Annotated in this window: 7 protein-coding genes; 4 read left to right on the top strand and 3 right to left on the bottom strand. The window is 48.1% G+C overall.

Going from position 1 to position 7,521, the window contains the following annotated elements:
* The first annotated feature begins 102 nt into the window (after nt 1–102).
* The gene (locus tag BZG75_RS08580) at nt 103–1,533 is read left to right on the top strand and encodes a 6-phospho-beta-glucosidase (RefSeq protein ID WP_077576726.1); all 1,431 of its coding nucleotides are present in this window, start codon (nt 103–105) and stop codon (nt 1,531–1,533) included.
* A 77-nt stretch (nt 1,534–1,610) separates the two neighbouring features.
* Here BZG75_RS08580 and BZG75_RS08575 read toward each other — a convergent pair whose 3' ends face one another.
* The 3 genes from BZG75_RS08575 to BZG75_RS08565 all read right to left on the bottom strand — a co-directional run bounded on the left by BZG75_RS08575 (nt 1,611) and on the right by BZG75_RS08565 (nt 5,228).
* The gene (locus BZG75_RS08575; RefSeq protein WP_021024289.1) at nt 1,611–2,150 is read right to left on the bottom strand and encodes a histidine phosphatase family protein; all 540 of its coding nucleotides are present in this window, start codon (nt 2,148–2,150) and stop codon (nt 1,611–1,613) included.
* A gap of 174 nt (nt 2,151–2,324) precedes the next feature.
* Entirely contained in the window at nt 2,325–4,160 is a 1,836-nt protein-coding gene (locus BZG75_RS08570; protein ID WP_077576725.1) for a GGDEF domain-containing protein, read from the bottom strand.
* On the bottom strand, nt 4,161–5,228 hold the full coding sequence (locus tag BZG75_RS08565; protein ID WP_077576724.1) for an ABC transporter substrate-binding protein: 1,068 nt from the start codon (nt 5,226–5,228) through the stop codon (nt 4,161–4,163).
* A 70-nt stretch (nt 5,229–5,298) separates the two neighbouring features.
* Here BZG75_RS08565 and BZG75_RS08560 point away from each other — a divergent pair, with 70 nt between their 5' ends.
* The 3 genes from BZG75_RS08560 to BZG75_RS08550 are packed head-to-tail and all read left to right on the top strand — an operon-like array spanning nt 5,299 to nt 7,456.
* Complete coding sequence (locus BZG75_RS08560; protein ID WP_077576723.1) at nt 5,299–5,685, top strand: hypothetical protein; 387 nt, start codon at nt 5,299–5,301, stop codon at nt 5,683–5,685.
* Between the two features lie 58 nt (nt 5,686–5,743).
* Nucleotides 5,744–6,100, top strand: coding sequence for a hypothetical protein (locus BZG75_RS08555; protein WP_021024285.1), 357 nt, complete (start codon nt 5,744–5,746; stop codon nt 6,098–6,100).
* Nucleotides 6,101–6,151: 51 nt separating this feature from the next.
* Complete coding sequence (locus BZG75_RS08550) at nt 6,152–7,456, top strand: MFS transporter (RefSeq protein ID WP_077576722.1); 1,305 nt, start codon at nt 6,152–6,154, stop codon at nt 7,454–7,456.
* The last annotated feature ends 65 nt before the right edge of the window (nt 7,457–7,521 follow it).

The raw sequence follows: 7,521 nt of genomic DNA, 5'->3' as shown, positions 1-7,521 counted from the left end.
AAGATTAAGAGAGGAAAAGTGTTCAGGCAATCTTTGCGTCAGTTCACACTTCAGCAGCATTGAACCGGTTAGGCTGAGACAAAAACAAAGGAGAGGTAAGGTATGGGTAACAAGTTTCCTGACAATTTCTTATGGGGTGGCGCGGTTGCCGCGCATCAGGTAGAGGGTGGATGGAACTGTGATGGTAAAGGCGTGAGCATCGTTGATGTGCTTACCAAAGGTGAGCACGGCGTGCCGCGTAAGATTACCGAGCAAGTCCAGGCTGAAGAAACGTATCCCAACCATCAAGCGGTTGATTTTTACCATCGTTACCGCGACGACATTGCGATGTTCGCAGAGATGGGATTTAAATGCTTTCGGACGTCGATTGCGTGGTCCCGTATTTTCCCAAATGGGGATGAAGCGACTCCTAACGAAGCGGGGCTGGCGTTTTATGATGGATTGATTGATTGCTTGTTAGAGCATGATATCGAGCCTGTCATTACATTGTCGCACTTTGAGATGCCGCACCACCTTGTCAGTGAATATGGTGGCTGGGCAAATCGAGCGGTCGTGGATCACTTCGTTCGTTTTTGTGAAGCCGTATTAACGCGCTACCGTGACAAAGTCACCTATTGGATTACCTTCAACGAGATCAATAACCAGCTTAACTGGGATTATCCGTTATTTGGTTATTGTAATTCGGGGGTGGTGTTTACCGAGCACGACCACCCTGAGCAAACCTTGTATCAAGTGCTACATCACCAATTTGTGGCCAGTGCCAAAGTGGTCGCACTGGGGCATGTGATTAATCCTGAATTTAGCATTGGCAGCATGATCCACATGATGCCTTTGTATCCTGCGACGTGCCATCCGGATGACATGTTAGCATCACAGCAAGCGATGCGAGATAAATACCTATGCAGTGATGTACAGATAAGGGGTCATTACCCTCACTACATTTGGCCTCAATGGGCGAGCAAAGGGATTAAGGTGGTGATGCACGATGATGATGCGCAGATCTTAAAAAATGGTCAGGCGGATTTTTTGGCAATCAGTTACTACATGACCAATATTGTCGATGCTAATCCGCCAGAACAAGATGAAAATGCCTTGTTCAGCGCTAGTCGATTGAATCCACATTTGCCGGCGTCGGATTGGGGCTGGCAGATCGATCCGAAAGGGCTACGTTATGCACTTTCAGAGTTGTACGAACGCTATGAATTGCCCATTTTTGTGGTTGAAAATGGTCTAGGGGCGGTGGATATTCCCGATCAAACCGGCGCAATCAACGACGATTATCGTATCGACTATTTGTCGCAACACATTGAAGCGCTTGAAGAGGCGATTTCACTCGATGGTGTGGATGTGATGGGATACACGCCTTGGGGATGTATTGATTGTGTATCTTTCACCACCGGAGAATACCGCAAGCGGTATGGGTTCATTTATGTTGATCGTCATGACGATGGCAGTGGTGACTTTTCTCGCTCCCGTAAAAAAAGCTTTGACTGGTATAAACAGGTCATTGCCAACAATGGCTTGACGGGCTAGAGGATAGGCTAAAAGGGACGCGTTCGGCGTCCCTTTTGCTTTTATCGCTATACGACCGCTAGGATGAAGATGACGGTTTACACGTTAGGTTGATAATCAAATTCAATCACTTCGCCGTATTCAATGCCTTGTTCACGATAACCCACGATCGCCTCTATCACATTAAAATGTGCGACGACGGCAATGGTTGAATACTCGTGATACATGTCGAGCACAGCGCTCACGCGACGGTGCAAAGCTGTTGCGGATTCATAACCGGCGTTAGTAACCTCATTACCGTTGGCAAACAGCTCTCTATACTCAATCCAGCGACGATCGCGTTCAGAAAGGGGAATATAGCTCCCCTTTATATCCGCTTGCCATTCGCGTAAATCGTGCTCAACAAACAGATCTTTTTGCAGCTGTCGGTTGAGAATTTCTGCTGTTTGCAGGGCGCGCGTATAGGGCGACGACAATATAATATCCGCTTGTTGTAAGGCAGTGTGATTGGCCAAGGCCTGGATGTCTGGAATACACGCACGTTGTAGTGGCGCATAATCTTTTTCTAACTGACTCATCTGACGAGCATCTGCCAAAGCGTAATCGGTTTTTCCATGGCGGACAAAGACGACTTTCATCGGACTTCCTTCTCTAGCGTCGATCATGGCCATCAGCTTGCGGACATGTTTAGCAAGTGACATCCATTTGGACCAACGGTTGCTACAACCTCATTTGACATTGGGTTGTAGCATACCGTCATGATGCTGTCATGAAACGCCAGAAGGATAAAGGACATGACGTGAGCGAGCTCGCTATTTTTGATGATGGCGGTCAAGTATATTAATACGATTCCGTCCTTCCTCTTTCGCTTGATACAGACGTTGGTCTGCCATTTCTAGCAGATAAGAGTCAGTGGTTTCATCGGTCGGTTGCAAAATGATCCCGCCAATGCTCACTGTAATCGTCTTGCCATCTGGGTTTTTCGCATGGGTGAGGCCAAGTGCCGCAATGTCATCATGAATCGCATCAGCTAATGCATGAAGCTGAGAGGCGTAGTGGGTTGAAAGCGTGATAGCAAACTCTTCTCCCCCAAACCTTGCAACCGAGCCTTGAAAGGCTTGGGTTTGCTTGAGCAGTACCCGCGCAATCTTAGTGAGTACATCATCGCCTTTTAGATGCCCATACTCATCGTTGTACGCTTTGAAGTGATCGACATCGATCATCATTACCGCAACAGGTAAGTCATTCTCAATACCATGACGGATATGGCTCTTTAGCTCACGTTTAAAGGGGCGGCGTGTGCTCAGGCGGGTGAGGTCATCTGTCTCTGCCTGTACTTTCAGTTTTTCGTTGGCTGCGATCAGTTCTTCTTGCAACTGTTCCATAGCAAAGTGGTTGCGCTCTCGAATCATGACTTCACTAATCGCCGTCGCAAAGCGCTTCAATAGTAACGTTTTGTTGTTATCCCAGATAAACGGTAATTGACGATTCGCCACCGTGATCATCCCAAAGCTCTTGCGGCCGTCGGTTAGTGGAAAAGCCGCAAAAGAGAGAATATGTCGTTGACGCAACCACGATCGTTCATTCATGGCATCATCGCCCAGCTGGCCAACGTGAGGGACCACCAATGTATCGGTATCTGCAAGCCAGCGTTTGATCATGTGCATGTCACTTAAATCCACTGTTTTTGGTGCAAAGTCGGCCTCTTCTGGCCAATAACAGCGACGTTCAGCGCGGTTCGAATCAAAGGCATACCAGCCGATGGCCTCTACTCCTAATAGTGACGCCATTTGCGGGAAAATAAGCTCAACGTCCTCGGTGATATGTTGAGAGTCAGCGCGTAGAAATTGAATCGAGATATCAGCCAATAATGAGCTCGCATTCGACTGCCAATTTAGTGCTTTTGTGCGTTGTTCTACTTGTTCTTCGAGCAACGTTTGATGTTGGCGTAGCTCGCGTTCTGTGATGCGTTTTTGTAATAAATCGTCTTTGATTCGGGACTGGAGCGAATTGATTGAACGAGAAACTTTACCAATCTCATCATTACGTTGAATTAATTGAATCGGCACACTACTTTGGCTGATTCTATCGGCTTGGTAATAGTCTAAAGTCGTTGCAAGTTGCTTGAGTGGCCGAGAGCAAAGCCGATTTAGCACCCAGAGAATCAGCAATGAAATCATCAATGTTTCGGTAAAATGAACGGCAGCAATAGGCACGGTACTACTCAATGCTTCACGCTTTACCTCGCTGTGATCAAGAACGATATTCAGAGTGCCAATATTATTACCTTGAACACTCAGCAATGCTTGGTGGTTGGCGTCACAATGACGACTGGTGTGATTAACTTCGGTAACCGTCGTGCCATCAAAACCTGTGACGTCGACCCGACAGACGGTGGGCGTCATCGCTAACCCTTTGACACTGCGGCGTACGAGTTCTAAATCAACAATCCATAGTGCATGGCTAATGACCCGAGCTGAATTTTGGCTGCGGCTTTCCACCAGTTGCGTTGTGGTTGTTAGTGCTCGCTGATAGTTGATATACATTTGCGTCAGGGTCGTCCCAATAGCAAAGAGCAAACTAATGGCGAGCACGATAAAGGCGACGCGAGTTTGAAGACCACGTAAGTTAATAGCGCGTTTTGTCACTTAGTTATCCATATCCGTTGAATGAGGCGTACATCGGCTTTCGGTCCGTCGAGCCATTTTTAAAAATGGAATCTCGTGCCAAGCTTGTTTGCGCAACTGTGTAAAAAAGCGTGAATCGGGTGTAATTAAACGAAAAAGTGCATTATTGCATCTTTTTGGTGTTGGTAAGCCGCTATCGTGCGCATAAATATGGCTTAATGCAAGACCGGCTGCGGTGAAATGCCCACCTCCCAGTGCTGAAATAGTACCAGCCTCACGTAAAGCGAGCACCTTTTCTGATGTGTTAACTGTGGCAAAGAAGATATCCTCGCCTGGTGTCTTTCCTGCTTGCTTCGCGGCTTTCATTGCGCCAAATGCCATGTGGTCATTGGCCGTCCACACGTAACGTACATCCGGGTAACGTTGCAACAAGGTGTGCATCTGCTCTTGGCTAATGGACTCGTCCCATTGACCATGGACAATCTGACGCAAAGTAATATTTGGTTGCTCATCAAAAAAACGTTGACCCCCCGCTTCGCGTTGAACGGAGGCTGGCGTGGTGAGATCGCCCGAAATCATGACAGCGTCGCCAGACTCATTGTTACCTGCGTTTACCATTGCCTTCGCGATCGTATGACCAATGGCCTCGTTATCCGGAATGATGCTAGCTAGGAGATATTCTTGCCAATGCGTATCTTTTTCTATGGACATTTTTGTCTGTTCATCTATATCGTTTAAGATGACCTGAACGTAAATGGGATAATCGCGTAACATCGGTAGCAGATCATCCGCGGCTAATTTCTCATTAACGATGATGACATAATCGGGACGAGTCGGTTTATTTAAAGTGGCAGAGAGAATTTGGCGCATTGCAAAGTGATTACGATCTGCATGTCGAATGGTAAGGTCAAGATTCAACGCCTTGGCAGCAGCCTTGGCGTAATCGTCTACATCCTGCCAAAAGCTCTCATTGGCAAAGCCTGGATTGATAAAAAGTACTCTCGCCTGTTGTTGCGTCGTCGCGTAGGCAAGCGTATTGAAGAGCATGGCCACAGACGCAATCATCCATACCAACAGTGTGTTTTTCATTCTTATTACCAATCCTCGTATGTTTTTTCCCTTTTAGATATGATAGCGCATCTGTATAGGATTGATTGCGATGAAATCTTACAACAATAAAAAGACGTTTAAGTGCCATTTCCCAATGGATTTTTATGGCGACGGTGAAGGATGGCGTTTTGCTGTGCGTGCCGAATCTCCTGGCCAAGTTTTAGCGGCTAAATGCTGGGTTGCTTGTTTGAGTGTTCGCCGTCGAGCCTTTCGTATTGTTGATTTAGCTGTCGATAGCTTTAATTATGTGGATGGTGTGTTTGACGCAGCAGGATTGACTGGTATTGAGTTGGGGACAAACATGCGTATTCGGCGTCAGGGGCAAGTGGTTACGGTCGATGCATTGAACAACCGGTATGGTGCTTTGTGGACCCACCGCGAGGCGTCTATTTCATCGGTATGTATCAAGCCTGCTAACAAGATCGCAATCTCTTAGTCTCCCGCTGCTCGATAAGGCTATCCAGTGTCATACTGAAAAGAAAAGGCGGCAGCGTATGGTTTTTCTCGTCATAACAGCACTTACCGTTTTAGGTGGCGTGCTGGCAGGTGAACACTTTCATTCCTATCTTTTAGGCTTTGGCGTCGCTAGTACTGCCGTGGGAGTTTGTTATTGGATCACCTTTCGTAGCACGCATTATCCGCAGTTTGCTTTATTTTTGTTGTTGCTCGGTGTGGCGGCCAAAATGACAGTGACTGCGGCGGGTGTACTCCTCGGGTTAAAGCACTCGCTTATTACCTCCCCGTTTGTGTTTTCTTTGTCTTATCTTTTCTTTTTGTTTGCGTCGACCTATTGCTACTTTCGTTACCGCGAATATTGGTTAACACGTTTTCGACATAAAGATTTACAATGATTGACTCTAGTGCCGCTATCAAGCAAATAAATCATAGAGTTGGGGGGATGTGTGGATAAACTGGCGGATGATCTTCATCAAAAGCTATTTAACGAGGAAGACGCGCGGGCGTGTAAAGACATTGATGGCAGTGCGTGTCGCGAAGTACCGGGGAATTTTTTTCGTATTATCCTCAGCCAAGGGCTAACTAAAATCGGCGACGCGGTATCTAACCCGAAAATCGTATTACCAGCGTTGTTAACCGCTGTGGGTGCCCCCTTGGCCTTGGTTGGGCTGCTGGTGCCGATTCGAGAGGCGGGGTCGTTAGTGCCTCAGTTAGGTATTGCCGGTTATGTCCGCCAATTTGCGGTACGTAAGTGGGCATGGGTGGCCGGCTCTGTTATTCAAGGGGCTTGTATTCTGGCAATGGCCATCGCAGCGTTGCTTTTAACCGGCCTAGTAGCAGGTTGGACCATTGTTGGGCTGCTGGTGGTCTTTAGTTTGGCGCGAGGCCTGTGCTCGGTGGCATCTAAAGATGTCTTGGGTAAAACCATTCCTAAACCCCAGCGGGGACGCTTGAATGGCTGGTCGTCAAGCTTGGCGGGTGCGGTGACGATTGCTGCCGGTGTGGGTTTATTTAGTGTTTCTGATCAGCAACATGTTTGGGTGTACTGTGCGCTACTAGCATTCGGTGCTGCGCTCTGGTGGGTGGCAGCGGCGCTCTACAGCCAGGTGGATGAATACGAAGGAGCCACTGAAGGCGGTGCCAATGCGCTGACGCATGCGCTTTCTAAACTACGCTTACTGGTGGATGATAGACGGCTGCGCCATTTTGTGATCACGCGCTCCCTGTTACTGTGTTCGGCCTTATCCGCGCCCTATTATGTGTTGTTAGCCAGTCAGCATAGCCAAGCGTTGGCGATCACCACCGCAAGTTTTGTCGCAATTAGCGGCGTTGCGAGCCTCATTTCTGCACCTTTTTGGGGACTTTTTGCCGATCATTCTAGCCGCCAAGTGATGATGATCGCCGCCGTGGTCACGGCGGTACTGGGGCTGGTGGTGGTCAGTATTAGTCAGTGGTACCCCACGCTTTTCTCATTGGCGTGGGTGTTGCCTGGCGTCTATTTTGTCCTGACCATTGCTCACGAGGGCGTGCGTCTTGGGCGTAAAACCTACATTGTGAATATGGCCGAAGGTAATCGGCGCACTGATTATGTTTCAGTCAGCAATACACTCATTGGTCTCGTTTTGTTATTGATGGGCGCGGCTACTGCGTGGCTTAGTCAATGGGGGATCATGGTCGTCATTTCGGTATTGTCCGTTTTTGGTTTACTCGGCGCATTAATGGCGCGCGCGCTGCCTGAAGTAGAACGCTAAGCCGACGGCGGAACAGAAAAGGAACAGAAAAAAGGCGCTGAATCCGTCAGCGCCTTTTTTGATTG

The organism is Salinivibrio sp. AR640 (genome assembly GCF_001995405.1).
Classification (GTDB): domain Bacteria; phylum Pseudomonadota; class Gammaproteobacteria; order Enterobacterales; family Vibrionaceae; genus Salinivibrio; species Salinivibrio costicola.
Note: the sequence above shows the minus strand (reverse complement) of the source record. Positions and strands in the feature narration are given on the sequence as shown.